A 294-nucleotide genomic window follows, 5' to 3' on the forward strand; every position below is an offset into this window, starting at 1 on the left:
TGTCATTATTGTTACCTTTTTTTATTGTTGGTTTATCATAACAATGACCTTATAAAATTGGTACTAATTAGTGTAGCCTATCCAGATCAATAAACAATAAAAAAACGCGGCCGGACCACATAGCATAGCTTGATCTTGATCTGGATAATCCATTCTTGCTAATCTTAATAGCAAGCCTTTTTCAACTTCTTCTTTGCTAAAAGGATCATGTGGATCGCCAGCAGGGTGTTCTTTAACTTCAAAAGCTCTTGATTTAAAGGTCACCTTTATACTATATATGAACACATGACCATT

General features: G+C 34.0%; 1 pseudogene. It reads right to left on the reverse strand.

Features of this window, described 5'->3' with window-relative positions:
• Nucleotides 1–63: 63 nt before the first annotated feature.
• Nucleotides 64–294 (reverse strand): annotated as a pseudogene (locus H3S73_RS13685) (hypothetical protein); the annotation flags it as partial.

Origin of the sequence: Gilliamella sp. B14384G12 (assembly GCF_016101825.1) — a bacterium.
GTDB classification, from domain to species: Bacteria; Pseudomonadota; Gammaproteobacteria; order Enterobacterales; family Orbaceae; genus Gilliamella; species Gilliamella apicola_N.